Origin of the sequence: Sphingobacterium siyangense (genome assembly GCF_007830445.1) — a bacterium.
GTDB classification, from domain to species: domain Bacteria; phylum Bacteroidota; class Bacteroidia; order Sphingobacteriales; family Sphingobacteriaceae; genus Sphingobacterium; species Sphingobacterium siyangense.
Genome location: NZ_VLKR01000025.1, coordinates 20,249 through 42,429 on the forward strand (window position 1 = coordinate 20,249; position 22,181 = coordinate 42,429).

General features: G+C 41.2%; 12 protein-coding genes. 7 read left to right on the top strand and 5 right to left on the bottom strand.

Annotation, left to right across the window (positions count from 1 at the left end; translation table 11 throughout):
* Positions 1-263 precede the first annotated feature (263 nt).
* From IQ31_RS19665 to bglX, 5 genes are all read left to right on the top strand, one after another.
* Positions 264-3,149, top strand: coding sequence for a helix-turn-helix and ligand-binding sensor domain-containing protein (locus tag IQ31_RS19665; protein ID WP_145329472.1), 2,886 nt, complete (start codon positions 264-266; stop codon positions 3,147-3,149).
* Between the two features lie 265 nt (positions 3,150-3,414).
* On the top strand, positions 3,415-6,516 hold the full coding sequence (locus tag IQ31_RS19670) for a SusC/RagA family TonB-linked outer membrane protein (RefSeq protein ID WP_145329475.1): 3,102 nt from the start codon (positions 3,415-3,417) through the stop codon (positions 6,514-6,516).
* A gap of 20 nt (positions 6,517-6,536) precedes the next feature.
* Complete coding sequence (locus IQ31_RS19675) at positions 6,537-7,967, top strand: RagB/SusD family nutrient uptake outer membrane protein (protein ID WP_088160959.1); 1,431 nt, start codon at positions 6,537-6,539, stop codon at positions 7,965-7,967.
* Positions 7,968-8,042: 75 nt separating this feature from the next.
* On the top strand, positions 8,043-9,428 hold the full coding sequence (locus tag IQ31_RS19680; RefSeq protein WP_075991877.1) for a glucoamylase family protein: 1,386 nt from the start codon (positions 8,043-8,045) through the stop codon (positions 9,426-9,428).
* Between the two features lie 164 nt (positions 9,429-9,592).
* Positions 9,593-11,869, top strand: coding sequence for a beta-glucosidase BglX (gene bglX, locus IQ31_RS19685; protein WP_145329477.1), 2,277 nt, complete (start codon positions 9,593-9,595; stop codon positions 11,867-11,869).
* 83 nt (positions 11,870-11,952) lie between these two features.
* Here bglX and IQ31_RS19690 read toward each other — a convergent pair whose 3' ends face one another.
* From IQ31_RS19690 to IQ31_RS19705, 5 genes are all read right to left on the bottom strand, one after another.
* On the bottom strand, positions 11,953-13,287 hold the full coding sequence (locus IQ31_RS19690) for a sulfatase-like hydrolase/transferase (RefSeq protein WP_244294543.1): 1,335 nt from the start codon (positions 13,285-13,287) through the stop codon (positions 11,953-11,955).
* Positions 13,288-13,360: 73 nt separating this feature from the next.
* Positions 13,361-14,971 (bottom strand): RagB/SusD family nutrient uptake outer membrane protein, encoded by a 1,611-nt coding sequence (locus IQ31_RS19695; protein ID WP_198386072.1) that lies wholly within the window; start codon positions 14,969-14,971, stop codon positions 13,361-13,363.
* A gap of 34 nt (positions 14,972-15,005) precedes the next feature.
* The gene (locus IQ31_RS27690) at positions 15,006-16,838 is read right to left on the bottom strand and encodes a SusC/RagA family TonB-linked outer membrane protein (protein ID WP_208734325.1); all 1,833 of its coding nucleotides are present in this window, start codon (positions 16,836-16,838) and stop codon (positions 15,006-15,008) included.
* The gene (locus IQ31_RS27695) at positions 16,798-18,102 is read right to left on the bottom strand and encodes a TonB-dependent receptor plug domain-containing protein (protein ID WP_208734326.1); all 1,305 of its coding nucleotides are present in this window, start codon (positions 18,100-18,102) and stop codon (positions 16,798-16,800) included. Before IQ31_RS27695 ends, IQ31_RS27690 begins: the two co-directional genes overlap by 41 nt.
* A gap of 438 nt (positions 18,103-18,540) precedes the next feature.
* Positions 18,541-19,527: a hypothetical protein gene (locus IQ31_RS19705; protein WP_075991875.1), complete on the bottom strand. Its 987-nt coding sequence runs from the start codon at positions 19,525-19,527 to the stop codon at positions 18,541-18,543.
* Between the two features lie 226 nt (positions 19,528-19,753).
* Between IQ31_RS19705 and IQ31_RS19710 the strand changes: the two genes are divergently transcribed.
* A complete protein-coding gene (locus tag IQ31_RS19710; RefSeq protein WP_075991874.1) occupies positions 19,754-21,091 on the top strand; it encodes a cytochrome ubiquinol oxidase subunit I in 1,338 nt (445 codons plus the stop codon).
* Positions 21,092-21,097: 6 nt separating this feature from the next.
* Complete coding sequence (gene cydB / locus IQ31_RS19715; protein ID WP_145329483.1) at positions 21,098-22,174, top strand: cytochrome d ubiquinol oxidase subunit II; 1,077 nt, start codon at positions 21,098-21,100, stop codon at positions 22,172-22,174.
* Positions 22,175-22,181 lie beyond the last annotated feature (7 nt).

Below are 22,181 nucleotides of genomic sequence, written 5' to 3' on the forward strand. Positions count from 1 at the left end.
TGGTTTATTTGGTTATTTAACGAAGTAAATGAACTCAAATATCAAAAATCGTTCACAGCAAAAGGAGTATTTTTTGTTCAAATAGGTGGAATAAATAGCTTCATTCCTGATTTTCAACACGATTAAATGGTTCCATCGGTTCAGCTCCAAAATAAGAAGGAGATCTGTCGGAGCTCCCAGAACTCCGTACGCCGAGGGAGATTATCAATTCTGCGATAAAATCGATATATTGTCCCCAAAATCAGTTTAAAGTGAGGGAGTCGATGATAACAAAAAAATATAGTAACATCTATATCTTTTGGTTTTGCAGCATTTTATTTTTTTTAATGCACCCTGGCTATTGCCAGACAATCATACCTACAGGAACACCTTTTGTAAAACAATACAAAAAAGACCAATACAAGGCTGGAAATCAGAACTGGTCTTTGGCAGTCGATAAAGATGGTCGCATTTACAGTGCAAATACCGAGGGGCTGTTACAATTTGACGGACAATACTGGCGTATCTTTCCGCTGCCAAATCATTCAACAGTCCGAAGTGTTGCGATTGGTAAAGACGGAAAAATTTATACAGGTGGAAGAGGTGAATTTGGCTATTGGACTTCCAAACCTTTCGGAAACTTGACCTATCATAGTCTCTCTAAACTTGTGCAGGACAAGACCTATTTTCCAAACGAAGAAATCTGGAAAATCATTGTTGAGGACCAACGGGTATTTTTTCATACATTTTCCAAATCTTATATTTGGGAAAACAATCGTATACGGCAGCTAACCGCCAAAGGTGAACCCTTTTTATTTCCGCATCAGCTCGATAACAAGTTATTTTTCGAACAGCTGCCAAGTGGTCTGCATGAATTTAAACAGGATAAACTTATCCCTGTAAAAGGAAAAGATGTCTTGAAAGATAAAAATGTACTTGCCATCTTACCTTTCGACGCAACGACCTCGCTTATTGCCACTTCGCGAAACGGTCTTTACCTGATGAAAGCCGATGGTTCCATCCTACCCTGGCCTGTTCCGGCAAACCAGCTCTTGAGCCAATCACAAATCAACAATGGCTTATACCTCTATGACGGACAATACGCTTTTGGCACCATCCAAAACGGTGTTATTGTCATCAATAAAAATGGTCAGGTCATTCAGCATATCAATAAAAACAATGGTCTCCAAAACAATACCGTACTCAGTATTGTGAAGGACAATCAGAAGAATATCTGGGTGGGACTTGATAATGGTATAGACCGCATTGAAATCAACTCCCCTTTATCATTTTATACTGATTTTGTTGGAAAAATTGGTACGGTTTATACATCGATTATCTATCAGGGGAAAATCTATCTTGGAACCAATAAGGGATTATTCTCAAGCGAATGGAAGGGATTAAACAATTATAATTCGTTAAATTTTTCTCAGATTCCCAATTCAAACGGTCAGGTATGGACCTTAGCCATATTTGGCGATGAACTTATCTGTGGACATAATGATGGAACCTTCAAATTGGTTAATGGGCGACTCGAGAAGATTTCACAGATCACTGGCGGCTGGATATTCAAGCCTATTTTTGGAACAAAAAATATTCTTCAAGGAAACTATACGGGCCTATCGAAATTTAGCTTCGATGGTATACACCTTCAGTTCGTCCAGCAATTCGCGGGCGTTAAAGAACCCGTTCGATTTTTGGCGCAAAAAGATAACCATACCTTTTGGATTGGCGATTGGGGACAGATACAACTACTCGGATTTGATGCGAATTTCCAACAGGCAAATATTTTATTTTCCTCCAAACAGGACAGTATCGCTTCAAAGAGGCAATTTACGGGAATTTACACATTAGAAAATAATCTTGTATTTGCGACGGACAGCGGATTTCTCCAATTCGACAATATTGTAAAAAGATTCAGCTATGCCGATGAATTAAACACAGCATTAGGCACCTATAAAAATTCAAATAAGGTCATACCGATCAATACAAACAGCTACTGGTTTATTCAGAAGACAAAAATTGCTAAAGTAGATTTTGACAGTAAGGGCAAACTTCATATTGACTCCAATCTGCTCAGTCCCTTACAGGATCGAATGATGAATAACTATGAAAACATCCTCCCTATTGAAAACCAATACTATCTCATCGGTTTAGATGATGGATTTGCGATCTATCGTCATTCCGATAAATCACAAAAATATAGGTTGCCACTTCCACAAATAGCACAACTCATCAACTTGACAACAGGACAGGTTATTATTCCAGATTCAGCGTTCAAACTATCATCATCTGACAATAATCTGAGAATTAGCTTTTCAAGTCCATATTATTCGTCATCACCGATTCAATACCAATATTATCTCGAAGGTTACTCAGACAATTGGTCCGAATGGAGTGAAACTGCCTATCAAGATTTCACGAATCTACCTTATGGAAAATTTCAAATTAAAATAAGGGCGAAGGACAATATGGGCTTGGTTTCGGAAATCCAAACTTTTTCCTTTACTATTCGGTATCCATGGTACCTTTCTTGGTGGGCAAAGGTATTTTATACACTGGTGCTGATAACGCTCATCTATTTAGCTTATATATTTAGTCTTCAGCAGGAGCGCAAGCGTCAGTTTCAAATACGGCGAAAATGGTTGGAAGAGAAAAAGATTGCTTTGGAACGCGAAACAGAGCAAAAAGAGAAGGCCTGGATCAAACTTAAAAATCAGCAATTAGAAGATCAGCTTCAATTAAAAAATAAAGAACTGGCCAATGCGGCACTCAATATCGTTTACAAAAATGAGATGTTGAACAATTTACACGACGAGCTTAAACAGCTTAAAGATGCTGATGGCAACAAACTAAGTTCGGATGAATTGAAAAAAATAAACAAGCTCATTGATGATGCCCATAATGACGATCGTGACTGGCATATTTTTGAAAGAAGCTTTAACGAATCACATGAGAATTTTTTCAAGAAATTGAAACAAGAGTTTCCTGATCTTGTCCCCAATGACCTTAAACTATGCGCCTACTTAAGGCTCAATATGTCGAGTAAGGAAATTGCCTCATTGCTTAACATTAGTACACGCGGTGTCGAGATTAGACGCTATCGATTACGTAAAAAGTTAGGCATTCCCACAGACAAAAACCTCTCTGAATTCCTGATGGAACGTTAAATTCCCATCACAAACACTACATCATTACCACACACGAGCTTTAGTGTATAAAACACACTAAAGCTCGTGTTATTTCGTTTAAAAATACAATCTAAAAAACTGACTATCAAAAACATAAAATACAAAAAAAGGTAAGCTGAGCAAGCTGAAATTTCATGTAGTAGTGATGTGAAAATGTTAAATTTTGGCAAAGTTGTACTACATCAACATCTTTGCTTCAGGGAAATAACCAACGTATTTTAAACAAACACCAAAAATTAACGATATGAGGAATCTATCCGCATTATTTTTGACATCCATGGTCGTATCTGTTGCCTATGGACAAACTTCCATACAAGGAGTGGTCAAAGATGGCTCAAGCATGATCTCCATGCCAGGCGTCACCATCAGTATCAAAGGGAAAGCAGTCGCTACAAAAACCGACGCAACGGGGAAATTTCAAATCAACGCCTCTCCTACCGACTCATTGGTCTTTAACTTTCTGGGTTATCGCACACAAACCGTCTACATTGGCAATCAAACGCAACTCAATGTATTCTTAGAAAATCAAAACCAAGCACTGGAAGAGGTTGTGGTTATCGGTTACGGTACGCAAAAGAAAGCGGATCTGACAGGATCGATCAGCTCCTTGAAATCATCCGATATCACGAAGCAACCTGCCATGTCTGCGATGCAATCCATCCAAGGTAAAGCTGCAGGTATCAATATTATTGCAAATGAAGCACCCGGTTCCTCACCTAATGTAATTATCCGGGGCTTAGGAACGGCATTATCAGGACGGAATCCACTCTATATTGTCGACGGAATTGCACAAACAGATATTAATAATATCAACCCATCAGATATTGAATCTATGGATGTTTTGAAGGATGCATCCTCTGCATCTATTTACGGTCTTCGGGCTGCAAATGGTGTTATTATCGTGACCACGAAGAAAGGTAAAACGGGGACGACAAACATCAATTATGAAAGCTTTGCAGGCATAAAAAATGTCCTCAATCGTGTGAAAATGGCAAATGCTGATCAGTTTAGAACATTTGCCAATGAATACCTAACCTCGACCAATGGATCGTACCGTTTAGCAGAGAATCAAAAATATAATACAGATTGGTATGACGAATTATTACGTACAGGTTCTGTATTTAATAATTCCGTTAATATTTCTGGCGGAACTGAGAAAGTTGATTACTTCGTATCCGCAAACAATTATACCGAAAATGGTATTCTTGATGGCTCCAAATTTGTAAGAAATACCATACGCAATAACAACGTATATAAATTTTTAAACAATCGCCTAAAGTTCAGTCAAAATTTAAATCTTACATTAACAAACGCAACGCCCAAGCCCTATAGTGCTTTCACCACGGCTTATCGTCAGTCACCGCTGGCTCCCCTGATGTTTGATAATGGCCGTTACGGTTTAGGTCGTGTAAATACAACAACTGGTGTTGCCGGTATTGAGGCAGCTCCTGGGCAAGCCATCGGAAACTTAAATTCCATTGGAAATCCAGTGTATGAGGTTTTACGTCAAAATGAAAGAACAAATACGCTCCGCCTACAGGGAAGTTTTGAGGGAGAATTCAAAATAACCGATTATCTGAAAATCAATTCGCGTATTGGCGGGAATAAATTTTATTCGAAACAACGGATTTTTAATAATGTAAAAGATCAATGGTTAAATGCAAATACGTTATTGAATGAATCTGATTTCATCAAATTAAAGGAAAACAATCCAAAAGCCCTTAACTACGTAGACAATAGTCTGAAATATGAAAATCTGGAACAATTCCGTTGGTCTATCGAGAATTTCTTAACCTTCAACAAGAATTTTGACAAGCATCATATTGAGGCGGTTGTGGGGATGTCACGTGAGAAATACGACATTAACAGCATGAGCAGCCAAACGGGTTATAATGTGCCTGAACAAGAGCAATACTGGAATATTAATCTTGCAAAAGGAACAACCAATTATGGTATTGTTGCGCTGCAAACGTCTTATACTCCAAGGGCCTTAGCTTCTTATTTCGGACGATTACAGTACAATTACGATAGCAAATATTATTTAACGGCAACATTGCGTAGAGATGGATCAAGTGTTTTCCGTAATACAGGAAAATACTGGGGTACCTTCCCATCGGTGGGATTAGGCTGGACGGTAACCAATGAAAGCTTTATGAAAGATGCCAGCTGGATTAATTTATTGAAAGTGCGCGGAAACTGGGGTAAATTAGGTAACCAAGATATCCCGTTAAATGTATCCACAATTTTAACAAGTCCAGAAAGTTCAAATTATAACTACGTTTTCGGTCCTGAACAGAATATGGTGTATGGTAGTGCTTATGGTACTCCTGCCGTAAATCTAACCTGGGAAGTAACCAGAGAAACAGGCGCTGGCGTAGACTTTGCGTTTCTAAACAATCAGCTTTCAGGATCCATTGACTACTATCATAAGCTGAATACCAATACTATTCTTGATGTAACGCCAACTTACACTTCTCCTTCAGAGAAAAATTTCTATGCGCATGGTGCCAAAGTACTGAATCAAGGAGTTGAAGTAGCTTTAAATTGGAACAAAAGCATTAATCCTGAATTCAGTTATACCGTCGGCGTCAACTATGCCTACAACAAAAACAAAGTAACAGAAGTGGTTCCTGCCTATGACCGTGCTACTGGAGGTAGTTTAAATAATGGGGAGATTACCAAACAACTCCGTGTCGGACAACCGATCTATGGCTGGTGGATGTTTGAAGCAAATGGTGTCTTTCAAGACGCTGAAGATGTAAAAAATTACCCATCGTTTGGCGCTGCAAAACCTGGCTATCTGAAGTACAAGGATCAAAATGAAGATGGTGTCATCGATTCCCGCGACAAGGTTTTCTTTGGATCATTTTTACCGACTTCAACATATGGTATCAATGTTGGTGTTAATTACAAAGCTATTGATTTTAATGTCTCCGGATATGGTGTTGCGGGCAATAAGGTTTACAATGGTTTAAATAGTGTCCGTTCCAATGCGGGTGAGAATATCGCGTTGTCAACTTTTGAAAATCGCTGGACTGGCGCAGGTTCAACCAATGAGCATCCTGGTGCAGAAAGAGCATATTGGGCTTCGAGTTATTTCCTTGAATCGGGCGCTTATTTCCGTATCAATAATATCACCGTAGGATACACTTTCAACAACTTATATAGCTCGAGATCTAAACTAAGATTATATGTTACTGCACAGAATCCATTTATATTTACGAATTATAGTGGTTTCTCTCCTGAACTTGCAGGCGACGGTAGTCCAAATTTAACTTCTGGTATTGAGCTTTCGGCTTATCCAACGACACGTAATTTCTTATTTGGACTTAACATGCAATTTTAATCACCTTAGTTTTGAAGACAATGAAAATTAACAAACTTTATATAGCAATTCTTCTTAGTGGGGGCATTGCATTGCAAGGCTGCAAAGACAACAACTTCTTAGATGTACCTTCTAAAGAATATGTTGAAGCCGAAGACAGTGAAGAAATCTACACACCCGAGCAATTTGTCAATGGTGTATATGGAATGTTTACGGACTGGGATTATTCTTTCTCTTACATTGGTATCACGGACATGCTTTCCGATAATGCGGATAAAGGTAGTTCAGCGACAGATGCCGGTGGTGATAAACTAAGTTTAGACGAGTTGACTTACACTTCAACAACAGGTTCCTTTCTTTCCATGTGGACACGTTGGTATAAATCCATTGGGCGGGCTACGCAAGCTATTGCATACACGGAAAAATTTGGATTGACAGACGAAGCTTATAAAAACAGATTGATTGCCGAAGCCCGTTTTCTACGTGCATTGAACTACTTCTATCTTGTGCGTGGATGGGGCGATGTTCCTATTCAAGAACGTGATTTAATAAAAAGAGAACCCGCAGCGGAGGTCTACGCTTATATTGAAGCTGATTTACAATTTGCTATAGACAATCTTCCAGTCAAATCTGCTTATGCTGCAAAAGACTTAGGTAGAGCAACCAAAGGTGCTGCACAAGGATTAATGTCAAAAGTTTATTTGTATCAAAGCAAATGGCAACAAGCTGCTGATATGGCGAAAACTGTCATCACATCTGGAGGATACAGTCTCGAACCGGATTACGCAACAATTTGGCGTTTAGCGGGGGAAAATGGCCCTGAATCATTATTTGAATTTCAAGCAAGGGGTACCTCTATCGCACATGGTATCCAACAATATAGTCAAGTACAGGCACCTCGTGGAGGAGCGGTCAACTTAGGCTGGGGTTTTAATATCCCAAGTCAAAACTTATTGGATGCCTTCAATGCCGAAAAAGACAATATCCGTCGCGATGCCACGATTATTTTCAGAGGCGAAACCCTGTATGATGGCCGTCTTATTGACAATGGTGTAGAAAATCCAATGTACAATGAAAAAGCGTATTCCTCTGCAAATGGAGGTGCCGCTGATGGCGATAAAAACGTACGTTACCTCCGTCTGGGTGAAATTTATCTTATCCTGGCCGAAGCAGCTAATGAGGTTGGCAATAGCAGCGAAGCGCTAAACGCATTGAATATGGTACGGACACGTGTAAAATTAGCCAATGTAACGACAACCGACCAAGCACAGCTCCGCCAGTTGATCTGGAAAGAAAGACGCCTTGAATTAGCTTTTGAGCATGACCGCTGGTTTGATTTAATTCGTACAAAACAGGGAAAAACTGCCATGGCAGCCAATGGAAAAACGTTCCAGGATAAAATGATGCTTTTTCCAATTCCGGAGAATCAACGTATCCAAACGCCAGAAATGCCGCAAAATACCGGTTGGTAACTATATAAGTAAATAACTCCGTTCAAACGACCTATGGTCGTTTGAACATTTTTTCAAGAATTAAACAACATATCCATGAGAAAACGAATAGCATATCCAGCACTTAGCGGTATCGCTTTGGCGCTTATTCTCAGCAGTTCGTGCCAAAACGCTACTAATAGCAGTCCAGACAGTCCCTCAAAGATTGATTCAACCGATGGAAGCAAAATCAATGAAGATTCGCTATTAACAACTATTCAGCAACATACATTTCAATATTTTTGGGAAGGTGCCGAACCTACTTCCGGTCTCGCCAGGGAACGTATCCATATGGATGGTGTTTACCCTCAAAATGACCGTAATGTCGTGACCATAGGTGGTAGTGGCTTCGGGCTCATGGGTATGATTGTCGCCATGGAACGTGGGTTTATCAGTCAGGAACAAGGTGTTCAAAAGCTGGATCACATCATGGATTATCTAGGCAAAATCGAACGGTTTAAAGGAGCCTGGGCACATTGGTACGATGGAGAACTGGGTACAGCGAAACCCTTTAGTGAAAAAGATAATGGCGGTGACATCGTTGAAACTGCATTCTTAGCCCAAGGCCTAATCGCCATTCGGGAATATCTAAAAGACAAAGGTGATTCTGCCCAACTCGTTGCCCAAAAAGCAGATAAACTATGGAAAGAAATCAATTGGAATCATTACACAAATGGACAAAATGTTATTTATTGGCATTGGAGTCCTAAATTTAACTTCCAGCAAAATCACCCCGTCAGAGGATACGATGAATGTCTGATTACCTATATTTTAGCAGCCTCCTCACCTACCTACCCTATTGCACCACAAGTGTATCATGAGGGCTGGGCAAGATCTGGTGCAATTAAAAGCTCCGCTAAAAAATACGATATTCCGCTCGTGCTGAAGCACAATGCCAAAGAAGGTGAAGTGGGTCCGTTATTCTGGGAACATTACTCCTATTTAGGATTGAGTCCCAAAGGATTAAAAGACCAATATGCAGATTATTGGGAAGCGACAAGCAACCATGCTAAGATAAATTTGGCTTATGCAGATCTAAACCCAAAAGGTTATAAAGGTTACGGTTCGGATAAAGGCTGGGGCTGGACGGCCAGCTATTCCATTAACGGCTACGATGCACATCACCCAGACAACGACCCTGGTGTGATCTCGCCTACAGCAGCTTTGTCTTCCATGCCCTACACCCCACATGAAAGCATTCAGTTTGCGCAATACCTAGACAAACAACTCGGCAATAAAGTCTGGGGTAAATTTGGCTACTATGATGCCTACAGTGAAACGGCAAATTGGTATCCACAACGTTATCTAGCCATCGATCAGGGGCCTATTATTGTCATGATCGAAAACTATAGAACAGGTAAAATCTGGGAGCTATTTATGCAGGCCCCAGAAATTCAACAAGGACTAAAGAAACTCGGTTTTACAAGTCCTTATTTAAAATAGTGGTCTGTGGAATCATTTTCAATCCGTCACACGTTGAGAATGGTTCCTTCCACGAAAACAACAGGACATTCCATAAAAGAGCGTCAAGAGTCATCTTGAGCGCTTTACATAAACTTACCATGTAGCGAGGAAAGCAAAATCCATGCGCACAAAAAAATAATACGATGAAAAAAGTAGTAGGTACTTTCCTTCTTGCATTGATCGCCTGGCATACAAGTCCAGCGCAATCCAATCAGAAAATGGACACGTTCATTAATCAGCTTATGGCTAAGATGACTGTCGAGGAAAAGATTGGACAACTTAATTTGGTCACCGGTGGTGAAGCGACGACCGGAACCACAGTATCCACGGGAGTAGAAGCGAAAATTAAAAATGGTCAAATCGGTGGGATTTTCAGCATGAGTACACCAGCGAAAATCCGCAAAACACAGGAAATAGCGATCAAGCAATCCCGGTTAAAAATACCCATCATCTTTGGGATGGATGTTATTCACGGGTATCGTACGGTGTTCCCAATTCCTTTAGGTCTTGCCGCTACCTGGGACATGAACTTGATTCAACAATCTGCACGTATAGCAGCCGAAGAAGCGACCGCCGATGGAATTAATTGGGCATTTTCGCCCATGGTAGATATCTCGCGCGATCCACGCTGGGGTCGTATTTCCGAAGGTGCAGGTGAAGATACCTATCTAAGCTCTCGGGTAGCCGAAGCCATCGTCCATGGCTTCCAGGGGGATAACCTGGCAGCACACAACACCATGATGGCCTGTGTTAAACATTTCGCCTTATATGGTGCCGCTGAAGGTGGCCGTGACTACAATAGCACAGATATGAGCCTCCACCGCATGTACAATGAATATTTACCGCCTTACAAAGCGGCATTAGATGCTGGAGCGGGAAGTATTATGACTTCTTTTAATGATATCAATGGAGTCCCTGCCTCGGCAAACAAATGGTTAATGACTGATGTCTTACGCAAGCAATGGGGCTTTAAAGGATTGGTCGTAACCGATTATACTGCTGTAAACGAATTAACAGCACACGGTCTTGGTGATCTCCAGCAGGTCTCTGCTTTAAGCCTGAATGCTGGCGTTGATATGGATATGGTCGGTGAAGGATTTCTGACGACGCTAAAAAAATCTTTGGATGCTGGAAAAGTCAAAATTGCAGATATTGACAGGGCTTGCCGTTTTGTTTTGGAGGCAAAGTATAAATTAGGCTTATTTGACGATCCTTATCGCTATTGTGACGAAAAACGTGCAAAAACTGTGATCGGATCGGCTGCCAATCATGCCAAAGCCCGGGAAATTGCAGCAAAGTCATTTGTTTTGTTGAAAAACGAAAACCAAGTGCTTCCATTAAAAAAAACAGGAACAGTTGCTGTCATTGGCCCATTAGCCAATTCAGGTCCAAATATGCCCGGAACCTGGAGTGTCAGTGCTGAATTGGACAAAACAGCCTCTTTAGTTGAGGGAATGAAGGCCGTGTTAGGCAACAAAGTAAATATTCTCACCCATCTCGGAAGTAATCTGTTGGAGGATCCGATTTACCAAAACCACGCAACCATGTTCGGCCGTACCATCGCACGCGATTCCCGAAAAGAAGAAGAGATCATTGCTGATGCCCTGAAAGTTGCCCAACAATCCGACGTCGTTGTGGCCGCACTTGGTGAAGCGTCTGAAATGTCAGGTGAAAGCTCCAGTCGCTCAGAACTGGATATTCCGAAAAATCAACAAAATCTGTTAAAAGCACTATTAGCAACAGGAAAACCAGTTGTACTGGTATTGTTTACAGGTAGGCCGCTAACGCTCACCTGGGAAGATGCTCACGTACCCGCAATATTAAACGTTTGGTTTGGCGGAACGGAAACAGGAAAAGCAGTAGCCGATGTTTTATTTGGGGATGTCGTTCCTTCAGGAAAGATTACGGCCACTTTCCCACGCAATGTTGGTCAGATTCCGATCTATTATGCACACAAAAATACCGGCAGACCTTATGGAAACTCGGGTGATTTTGAAAAATTCAAATCAAATTACCTGGATGTAAGCAATTCCCCGCTCTACCCTTTTGGTTACGGATTAAGTTATACAACTTTTACCTATAGTGACATCCGTCTTGACCGCAACACAATCGACGATAAAGGTACTCTTCAAGCAAGTATCGACATCAGTAATACCGGAAATTATGATGCGGAAGAAACGGTGCAACTCTATATCCAGGACTTAGTTGGCTCTGTCACTCGTCCCGTAAAAGAATTAAAAGGGTTTCAAAAAATATTCCTCAAAAAAGGAGAACAAAAAACCGTAAACTTTAACATCAAAGTAGACGATCTTAAATTCTTCGACAACAACCTCAATTATGTTGCCGAACCAGGGAATTTCAAAGTCTATATTGGTCCGAACAGTCGCAATGTAAAAGAAAAAGAATTTGAATTGCTTTAAATCTATTGCAACTGTATAAAAAACAAGGCGGACCTTAGGAAATAAGGTCCGCCTTGTTTATGTTAGGCTGTCGTTACGCCTACCTATTTCATATTCCCATCAAAGCTTTCAAACAATACGCGCAATTCCGCCGCTTTTTCTGGATAATCCTTTAAAATATTTGTTCTTTCGCTCGGATCCCAGGCAATGTTATGTAATTCTTCAATAGCATCATAGGGTTTGCCCGAAATCTGATTGACTCCGCCTGCTACCCGCCGATACTTCCAGTCACCTGACCGAACAGCCTCAACATGTCCATAATTCACTAAAAATATCGGTCTGTGTGCTGTTTTTAAATCTTCCGATTTCCCATTCAACAAAGAATCGATCGCTTGGCCATCAATGGATTTCTTCGGCAAGGATGCACCAGTCCATTTGGCTATCGTAGGCAATACATCCAAGTTGCTAATTGCCTGCCGAATAACTTTTCCTTCTTGTGCATAGCCTTTGCCATAAACAATGAAAGGCACACGAACACCACCTTCTGTTGTTTCGGCTTTCGAACCTTTGAAGACTCCAGCAGTACCCACATGCCAATTTTTTGTGGCATGATCATCAGACATCCGCGATGGATAGGATATCCAGGGACCATTGTCACTTGAAAAAATCAAAATGGTATTATCGGCAAGGCCTTTTCGTTCAACCGTTTTCCAGAGCTCCGAAAAATTATGATCTAACTCCTGCATCACCGCACCAAGTGGGCCTGCATTTTGCTGATCTGCAAATCGGTTCTTTTTGTTGGCAAATGCCAAAGGAAGATGCGGGAAATTATGCGCATAGTATAAAAAGAATGGATGATCTTTATCTTGGTCTTCTATGAACTTCACTGTTTCTTTGTGATAAAGTGCGCTCAGGTCCGAATCATCGGGCGCAACGACTTCAGGTTTCCGATTCCTAAAGATCTTAATGACAGAGTCTGTTTTTACATAAGGATCGCGATAATCATGGCTATACAGCATGCCATAAAAAGAATCGAAGCCTTGTTGATTAGGATGATGGTAAGTCTGTTTATCCCCTAAATGCCATTTCCCGATTAACGCAGTTCTATAGCCTACCTTTTTTAATAATTCGGCAATCGTTTCCTCATCGTCAGGCAAGCCTAAATTTGACCCTGGACCGATCGGTGCGGGAAGATTATAACGGGAAGCATATCTTCCGGTTAATAAAGACGCTCTTGACGGTGTACAGGAGGGCGTAGAAACCATAAAGTTTGTTGCTCTCACGCCCTTACTGGCGATCGAGTCCAAAAAAGGGGTTGAGATATTCGGACTTCCATAACAACCAATGTCGCTATAACCAAGATCATCGGTCAGAATCAAGATAATATTAGGCTTTTTTTGCTGGGCATTGGCAAAAGCCACCAGTAAAAATAAAGCCATAGAGGTCATAAGTTTAGTGTATCGCATCATATTTGTATGAGTTAATTGGAATCGTGTCACAAGATAACAATTTTTACCAATTTGGATTCTGTTTTAGATTCGGATTGAGGTTAATTTCCCGTTGTGGGATGGGCCAGAGATAATGCTTTTTCGCATCAAAAACACGGCTTTCGGAGGCTGCTTCAACGACAACTGCCTCTCCGTTATTATTTTGATAGGTGATGCCATACACTTTACCAGGAACTACCTTTTCAGCAGTTTTCCATCGTCTTATATCCGCGAGATGCAATCCCTCAAATGCCAGTTCCACCGTACGCTCGCGACGAACCAACTGGCGAAGTTGTTCCTGATTTACTTGATTACTTATTATTGGAAGTTTTACATCAGTGCGCGAATTTCTAATTTGGTTAATGGCATCGTAAACACTGCCATCAATTTCGCCGAGCTCAATCTTTGCTTCCGCATAGGTCAATAATATTTCGGCATAACGCAGTAGCATGATATTCAACCCACTTTTTGAGGGGTTTGCCAAATCTTTTTTATCGATATATTTCTTTATATTGAAACCTGTTGTGGAAGCAATATAAGTACTCCCCACAGCATCAGCAGTCCCACTATTGGGTGCAGGATGAAAAATAGCGCCATTGGGAAGCGGATCGCCATCCAAAAAAATTGAAAAAGCAAGCCGCGGGTCGCGATTTTTAGAGGGATTTTTGGGATCATAACCACTATTGGTATCCGTAATAACCAACCCACTTGAAGTCTCGTAACTATCTGTCAAGGCTTTGGTAGGCACATAGGTACTCTGCCCATTTTGCTGGCTATAGGGGGCTAAGAGGTTAAAAACACTTTGTGTGTATATATTTTCCAGAAATTGCTTATCCAACAGCACCTCTTTGTTATTTTCAGCCGCATACGTAAAGAGATTTGCATACAGGGGGTAAAGCTCGAATCGTTTGCTATCGATAATCGTTTTTGCGGCTTTTGCTGCTGCTTCAAATCGCCCTGCGTATAAATCTGACCGTGCTTTCAGGCCCAATGCGGCCCAACGGGTTATGCGCCCCACATCGTTACTGGAGTAGCTTTCAGGCAAACTTGCCGCAGCCAGTTCCAATTCGGTGTCAATAAAATCGTAAATTTCTTTAAGGTCGGCGCGTTGTACCGCCCTTCCCTCTTCCAAGGTCAGCGGCGCTTTTACCAAAGGTACCCCGCCAAATAAATAGGCCAATTTGATATATTGATAGGCTCTTAACACACGAGCCTCGCCGATAAATCTGGCGATTAGTGCTTCATCCCGGCTGCCCTCGATTTTACCAACATTCGCCAAAAAGTAATTGGCCGCACCGATTCCTTTATAGGCACTACTCCAGGTATTGTACAATCGGGAGCTTGAAGCGTCATAAGTACCAAGCTCGATATACGCATCCACAGCGAAAGGCTGATTGACATGCGCTATGTCCGTCAATGCATCTGAATAGAAGATTTCCGCTCCATCAAGATCATTGTAGAGCGCATTTACAGCAAGCTCCGCATCGGCTTGGCTTTTCCAAAATATATTCTCCGACAGACGATCAGTTGGTACGGCATCCAACAGATTCTTATCACAGCCCATCAGCATAAGCGAAAACAGTCCGAAACTGAAAATCCAGTTTCCTTTTTGACATAGATATTTGTAAAAATTCATGAGTCCTCAATTAAATAGTATAGTAACAATCACCCTACAGGGTCAAATTTACACCCAGTGTATAAAGTCCAGTTTGCGGATAATATACTGCTCGACCAGATTCCGCTTCGGGATCCAAATTCCATTCGTTCAATTTTGAAATTGTCCATAAATTTGTCGCGGATAGGTATACCCGTAGTTTGTTGATTGCTGTCTTTCCGATTGCATTTAGGGGTATTGTATACCCCAACTGTATATTTTTCAAACGCAGATAAGAACCATTGACCACTAAACGGTCCGACGTTGCGACATTGCGCAAATCATATTTGACCACACGCGGAAAGCGTGCATCGGTATGTGTCGGTGTCCAATAATTGTCCGTAAATATTTCATGTGTAAATCCTTCCTGATTTCCCATCTCCGCCAATGCACCGGACAATCGCGTATCAACTTTCGCTGCCCCTTGAAAAAGGAGATCAAGATCAAAATTTTTAAAATTGAAACTCCCATTAATTCCGAAGGTATATCTGGGAAAGGAATTCCCGATGGCGGCCATGTCATTTGCATTGATTATACCGTCGCCATTCAAATCCACATATTTCACATCTCCGGGCTTCGTATTGGTGGCATACGTAGCACCATAAGCTTTAATTTCCTCCGGAGACTGAAAGATACCGTCGGTCTTATATCCCCAAAGGGTATTGATCGGGAGCCCTTTGGCAATGATATACCTTGGGTCAATATCCGACCCTGCGATATAGGGTCCTGTACCTTTTAGATCTGTTACTTCATTATGGTTGATACTAAAGTTTGCATTTAATTGGTACGCAAAAGCCCCAGGAGCGCTTGGTCTTTGCTGATAATTTGCACTGAATTCCCAGCCACGATTCAGTACCGTACCAGCATTTTGGGGTGAAGGTTTTAATCCCAAAACGGCGGGAATATCCAGATTCAGTAAAATATCGTCGGTAACCTTGTTATAATAATCCAAGGTAAACGTCAAGCGATTGTTTAGGAAAGCGGCATCCAAACCCAAGTCATACTGTGTCGTAGACTCCCAACCCAATTGCTGATTGGCATAACTGTCCAGCCGGTAACCCTGTACAGATTTACCCCCAAAATCATATCCTGCTGCAATTAAGGCCGAATAATAACTATACAAGTCGACAGATTGGTTTCCCGTCTTTCCCCAGGAAGCACGCAACTTGAATTCGTTCAACCAATTCCCTATGGGTTTCCAAAACTCTTCCTTGGATAGTAGCCATCCTGCTGATGCCGAAGGGAAAAAACCGTATTGTTTATCTCCCGTAAAACGGGATGAACCATCATAGCGGCCATTCACTTCAAGCAGGTACTTGCCCTTCCAATCGTAGTTTATCCGACCAAAAAAAGAACGCAAGCCATACTGCACATCATAACCGCTATTATTTTTTGTAGCGTCGTCAGCCCCCTGTCCAATAGAGGTAATGTCATTGTTGTAGAATCGTTCGCGATAGGCCGTAAGATAATTTTGGTAATTGTGAATCTGTGAATACCCAGCTAATGCCTTGATATGATTTGGCCCGGTCGTCAACTGATAGGTCAACAGGTTGTTCCATGTATACTCGCTGCTATTATCACGAATTTCGGTTAACGAATTGATCGGAAAACTCTTTACTATCCCTGTATTTCGGTCTTTATTGTCAAAAGCGTTCAAAAAGGTTTTGCTGTTGTTGAAGTTTACCCTAACACCAAATTGGGAAGTAAACAACAAATTTTTCACTAATTGAATGTCTGTTTTAACGATGGAGCTTAGGTAGTTTTCATTTACCTTTTTAAAACCACTTTTTTCAATCAACATTAAAGGATTATTTCCTTGCGTACTTAAATCCGTAGGTACCATCATCATATTTAGGCACCACCCACATCGAGCCATGGAGAAAGTTATTGATCGGATCACGTCCGGGCTCGGCGGCTTTGCTATATCGGTAGTTTATACTTCCCGTAAAATTAAGCCAAGAGGTTGCTTTGTAATCGTTGTTTAGCCGGATATCCGCCAATTCAGCACCATAATGCTCAATAATACCATCCTGCTTGTTATAACGAACGGCCAATCTGGAGCGCAGGATCTCATTTCCACCAGCGAATGACAAGGCATGATCTTGTTGAGGAGCTGTTTTCAACAGCGTGTCAAACCATGTATTCGGTAAAGGATATTTTTCACGATCAGTTGCCGTTTGGTAGGCCGTAATGGATTCGTCACTAAATCGCGCTGGTACCGCCAGTCCCGCATTACGGTAGGCGTCCTGTTGCAATTGGAGGTAGGATACGGCATCCATCTGCTTGGGCTTATTAATTGATTTCTGTAAAGCGTAATAGCCATTATAATCAATCACAACATGTCCAGATTTTGCACTTTTGGTGGTTACAATAATTACACCGTTGGTCGCGCGTGATCCATATATCGCCGTGGAAGCCGCATCCTTTAGGACTGAAATTGAGGCAATATCATTGGGGTTTAACTTGGACCAGGGTTGTTCAATTCCATCCACGATGACCAAAGCATTATTCTTGCTGAGATCATATCCACTGGTGCTGCTCGAATTGGTATTAAATGTAGTCAGTCCTCTGATTCGAATATTGGCAGCTGATTGTCCTGGTTTTCCACCAAGATCTTGCACAGTTACCCCCGGCAATAGGCCCTGTAAAGCTTGCTGCGTATTAGAAACCGGTCTTTTCGTCAGTTTATCACCATCAATACTGGCGACTGAATTGGTCAACGAGATTTTTTTCTGCGTTCCATAGCCAACAACGACCACCTCATCAAGGTCCTGTGTAACTGGATCCAATTCAATTTTCGTGGGAGATTCGGAAACTAACACGGTCTTTTTTTTGTAACCAATGCGCGAGAGTGTAATCGAAAAGGGTAATTTCTGTCCCGTTACAATTTGAAAAAAACCTTTTTGATCGCTCGTAACAGCATGAGTTACGGCTTCGAGTTGAATGGTTACGCCTTCAAGAGGTTGTTTAAGCTGGCTATCATATACATATCCCGATAAGGATGCATTGATAATCGGTCTGACATCTGTTTGTGCATATACCTGATGCCCAACGCCAGATAATAGTAAACATAGCGACAAGGTAGAATACCGGAGTACCCTAAAATTTTTCATAGATAAAGTGTTAATGGTGAATACGAACAAGTGCCAACGCCAATCGAAAACTTGTTTTTATTTTGAAGACATGAGGGGAAGCGAGCGCCTCCCCTGCTGTCAGTTTGAGAAAAGATAAGGGAAATTATCCTATATGGCACATTCGCATCTTTCTTACATCTGGGGATTTAGCCTTCAAAGACTTTGCAGTAATACTTACGAAAAATGTGCTTTTACTAATATTGATATGTTCCATAATAATGTGTTAATTCGCCGCCCTGAAATTAATACATATTTTCAACCACGACCTGTTATCTTCTCACAAATATAGAAGTAATTTTAATATAATCTACTAATTCTATAGATTTTATTGAAAGAAATAAATAGGATATGCAGCGGGGCTATAAAAGCGAGCTGGCAGGCTTAAAAGATTGTCGATTAGGGATAAGCAAGAAGATTCTATTGTAGTGTTTTTAAATAGGTTTTAATCAGCAGTATTCCTTCATCATGAAGTACAGTAGTCCCCTTTTGAGGCATATGCATCTCTCCCAATGTGGACATCCGTCCAATAATCTTAGCTTGTTTTAACCAAATCCCAGTTTCATTCAACTGGCTTTCATACCTCAGATCCAGCATGGTCATATAAGCCGTTCCTTTAGGGTTGTGACAATGGGCGCAATTGATCTCGAGATAAGCTCGGGCACGATTTGCAGTCGATTGACCAATATCCTCATAACCGGGCAAACTATTGGAAACTTTGAACGATTTCAGATCGAGAGCCTCCATCTGAGTCAACCGGACCAGTTGCTGGATACTGTCACCATCGTGAACGATTATCCGGTTTAGATTTCTGATCTTCGGACCTATCGGGAGCAAATGATTTCCTTGTCGATGGCATGCCATACAATCCTTTCGGGAAGGAATAATATAATTTGTTTGTCGCTCAACACCTTTATTGTCCAAAAAGGAGACATGCACGGAAGCACTGTCCATCAACAGAAAAGCTTCATCTTCGGCCGCATTCCATTGATAGGTAGCTGCATTCCACTGTCCGTCTTTATGAATCAAAAGCCGCGTTTCAAGCAGCCGCTGTCTCGAGTCCCCTACCGCATCTCTCGGAGGATAAAAAAAAGTTTTGGCAATGATGGTACCATCGGGGAAGCAGGGCAAACCATCGTCTGTGGCGATCATTTTTCCTCCCTTAGGAAGAAAGATGACACGCTTTTTATCGGTATAGTCTGTAAATAGGGCCGAAGCTAATTCATAAGAGACCCCCTGGTCATTTGGAACAAGATCAGCAATTTTGCCCTTGAATAAATTGTAATCAGATAATTTATCCCGAAACACAATATTATCTTTAGCGACTGTTCCCCGGCCCGTATTATTCAGTATAATAAAAAGTATGGGTATCAATAAAACACCCATCAAAATTAGCACTTTCTTCATTTCCCTAATGTTCTTCTACCCTTCCGCCGTTATCTTAAATTCGGACGAAGATAAGATAAAAAAGAGATTACAGCGGTGGATGCCTTGTGTTGATTTTCAGATTTTACACTTAGGACAGAAAACAATAAAAAACCAGCTATTTTATCAAAAAATAAAACAGTTTCATGGATATATACGCAAATAAAATGGCTATATTTAACTGTCTTTTAACCAAAACTTCGGCTACATGGAAGATATGATTCTCTATAATCGACTTCAGTTCGCATTTACAATTACATTCCATTATTTATTCCCTCAATTGACCATGGGTTTATCCTTAATGATCGTCTATTTCAAATGGAAATTTCTGCAAACAAAAAATGAAGACTACAACCATGCTTCCAAGTTTTGGATGAAAATCTTTGCGCTTAATTTCACCATGGGCGTTGTAACAGGCATTCCCATGGAATTTCAGTTTGGTACCAACTGGGCCAAATTTTCTGAACTTACGGGGGGTATTATCGGACAGACCTTAGCCATGGAAGGTATGTTTTCCTTTTTCCTGGAATCTTCATTTCTGGGGATGTTTCTTTTTGGAGAAAAGTTGCTGGGGCATAAGCTCCATTTTTTATCCGGACTGATGGTCTTTATTGGATCTTGGGCCAGTGGTTTCCTGATTATCGCCACGCATTCCTGGATGCAGCATCCTGTTGGGTATGAGATTCTTGAAAATGGCAAATTTGTACTGAACAATTTTAGTGCATTATTCAGTAATCCATGGTTATGGCCATCTTATCTACATAATCAAGCCGCTTCATTGGTGACCAGCTCGTTTTTCGTTGCTTCTATTGGAGCCTTCTATCTGTTAAGTGACAGGCATAGTAAGTTTGGAAAGATATTCGTTAAAAGCGGTGTTATTTTTGGCGCTATTTCCTCCGTTATGCTGGCGTTTCCTACAGGAGACCTTGCAGCCAAAAACGTAGTCAAATATCAGCCAGCAGCCTTTGCTGGCATGGAGGGAATTTTCAAAACTGAGAAAGGCGGATCAGAGATTATTCTGATCGGTCAACCGGACATGGAAAACAAAAAATTGGACAATAAGATAGCCGTACCGAATGTATTGAGCTTCCTGACCTACCAGCGTTGGGATGCAGAAATTAAAGGATTAAATGAATTTGACCAATCTTTACATCCAACTAACGTGCCCGGACTGTATTACAGTTATCACATCATGGTAGGTTTGGGTACCATATTCATTGGCATTATGGTCCTTGGAGCACTACTGCTTTGGCGGAACAGGTTGTATCAAACGAAATGGTTGTTGTGGATCATTATGTTTATGATTCCTTTCCCCTACATCGCGAATACTGCAGGCTGGTATACGGCGGAACTGGGACGACAACCTTGGCTAGTTTATAATCTCATGCGTATGGTAGACGGTGTATCCCCTACCGTATCTTCTGGAAATACATTATTTACCTTTCTCGGCTTCGTCGGTTTATACATTCTTTTGGGTTTGTTATTTCTGATGTTAGTCTTGAAGATCATTAGAAAAGGGCCTGAAACGACAGTTGCATTAACCTAATTAGCTATGGAAATATTCTGGTTTATCGTATTAACTTTCATGCTGGGAATTTATATCGTACTCGATGGGTACGATTTTGGGGCGGGAATCGTCCATCTATTCTTTGCTAAATCCGAACAGGAGAAAAAAGCTGTTACTAACGCGATTGGGCCGTTTTGGGATGCCAATGAAGTTTGGCTCATCGCTTCGGGTGGTGTCCTATTCTTTGCTTTCCCAACACTTTATGCCTCCTCTTTCAGTGGATTTTACTTGCCGCTCATGCTTGTATTATGGTTGCTTATTTTTAGAGCGATAAGTCTTGAACTCAGAGGTCAGGTTCACCATCGTCTTTGGGAGGCTTTATGGGATAAAGCTTTCGGTCTAGCAAGCCTGTTGCTGGCACTTTTCTTTGGCGCTGCCCTAGGCAATGTCGTTCGCGGAGTAAACCTAGGTATGGTAGAAAATGGTGTATCGACCCAAGAGCCACATTATTTCTTTTTAGCGCTTTGGAATCCGACATTTGACCCATTAGCCCAACATCAAGGCATTATAGACTGGTTCACCATCATATTAGGTTTAGTTGCCGTCGTTACATTAACAATCCACGGTGCAGGCTGGGTCATTCTGAAAACATCCAGCACACTAAATACCAGATTAAAGAATATTGTTTTTAAACTCAACTTTGTCTTGCTTATTCTCGTCCTACTATCGGCCTATGTATGGCATTATGTGAAACCCATTTCCTTAAACAATCTTCAAAATCATTATTGGCTGTGGATATTTCCTTTGATTGCTGCCGTTGGATTACTTGGACAATTTTGGATCAAAACTTTTAAGAAAGATGGTATTGGCTTCCTATTTTCATCCCTGTTTATACTGGGGAGTTTTGCCACGACCGTTGCTTCCATGTTCCCTATATTATTGCCTTCAACGAATGACGTAAATCCTTCCTTGACGATTCAAAATGCTGCAGCACATGAATATGGTCTTTCAGTAGGTTTAGGCTGGTTTATGTTTGCAGCAATTCTGGTGGTTGCCTATTTTATTATCCAATTTAGGGTCTTCAAAGGTAAGCTTGATGACGTCGGTTACGGTGAACACTAAGAGCGGT

Coding starts and splice junctions, on each gene's coding strand:
- IQ31_RS19665 (WP_145329472.1), top strand. CDS start 264: ATGATAACAAAAAAATATAGTAACATCTATATCTTTTGGTTTTGCAGC.
- IQ31_RS19670 (WP_145329475.1), top strand. CDS start 3,415: ATGAGGAATCTATCCGCATTATTTTTGACATCCATGGTCGTATCTGTT.
- IQ31_RS19675 (WP_088160959.1), top strand. CDS start 6,537: ATGAAAATTAACAAACTTTATATAGCAATTCTTCTTAGTGGGGGCATT.
- IQ31_RS19680 (WP_075991877.1), top strand. CDS start 8,043: ATGAGAAAACGAATAGCATATCCAGCACTTAGCGGTATCGCTTTGGCG.
- bglX (WP_145329477.1), top strand. CDS start 9,593: ATGAAAAAAGTAGTAGGTACTTTCCTTCTTGCATTGATCGCCTGGCAT.
- IQ31_RS19690 (WP_244294543.1), bottom strand. CDS start 13,287: ATGGCTTTATTTTTACTGGTGGCTTTTGCCAATGCCCAGCAAAAAAAG.
- IQ31_RS19695 (WP_198386072.1), bottom strand. CDS start 14,971: ATGAATTTTTACAAATATCTATGTCAAAAAGGAAACTGGATTTTCAGT.
- IQ31_RS27690 (WP_208734325.1), bottom strand. CDS start 16,838: ATGATGATGGTACCTACGGATTTAAGTACGCAAGGAAATAATCCTTTA.
- IQ31_RS27695 (WP_208734326.1), bottom strand. CDS start 18,102: ATGAAAAATTTTAGGGTACTCCGGTATTCTACCTTGTCGCTATGTTTA.
- IQ31_RS19705 (WP_075991875.1), bottom strand. CDS start 19,527: ATGAAGAAAGTGCTAATTTTGATGGGTGTTTTATTGATACCCATACTT.
- IQ31_RS19710 (WP_075991874.1), top strand. CDS start 19,754: ATGGAAGATATGATTCTCTATAATCGACTTCAGTTCGCATTTACAATT.
- cydB (WP_145329483.1), top strand. CDS start 21,098: ATGGAAATATTCTGGTTTATCGTATTAACTTTCATGCTGGGAATTTAT.